This is a genomic window from Rhodococcus sp. CX (assembly GCF_015865005.1).
Taxonomy (GTDB): domain Bacteria; phylum Actinomycetota; class Actinomycetes; order Mycobacteriales; family Mycobacteriaceae; genus Rhodococcus.
In genome coordinates, this window is sequence record NZ_JADZGH010000099.1 from 70072 (window position 1) to 70704 (window position 633).

Genomic DNA, 633 nt, shown 5'->3' on the forward strand with positions numbered 1-633 from the left:
TGCTCGAGCAGTACGGGATCGGCCGGGGAACGTTGAGAGAGGCGCTGCGCCTGCTCGAATTCCAGGGCGTGATCGAACTCAGGCCCGGGCCCGGGGGTGGGCCGGTCATGACGGACCCCGACGCCTCGCACCTGGCCAGCTCGTTGATACTCCTCATGCAGCTCAACGATGCGCCGTTCGGTGTCATCGTCGAGGCGAGGGCCGCGCTCGAGCCGATGATCAGCCGGCTGGCGGCCGAGCGGATTTCGGCCGGGACCCTGGTGGAGCTCGAGGAGACCGTCGACCGGATGCGCGGGTCTCTGAACGACCGGCGCGAGTTTCTCGAAGCGAACAAGCGCTTCCACGACCTGATCGCATGGTCGTCGGGTAACCCGCTGTTCGGGTATCTAGCCGATTCGCTGCTGGGCATCATGGATGGCACAGCGATCGGAATCGACTATCCACCGCACCGGCGTGAAGCCATCATCGATGCCCACGCGCAGATCTACGAGGCGCTCGTGGCCCGGGATCCGATCGGATCGGAAAGGTGCATGCGCGAGCACATCGATGCCTACCGGCGCTACGCGGAGAGAAAGTATCCCGACCTGCTCGGCCAGGTGATCCAGTGGGACCGAACCCTAGATGGTTGATTCC

The 633-nt window shown here is 64.8% G+C and carries 1 protein-coding gene; it reads left to right on the plus strand.

The window, feature by feature from the left end:
• Positions 1 to 629 (plus strand): FadR/GntR family transcriptional regulator (locus I0Q12_RS10765; protein ID WP_197251912.1); only part of this gene is annotated, 629 nt, incomplete at its 5' end.
• Positions 630 to 633: the final 4 nt, after the last annotated feature.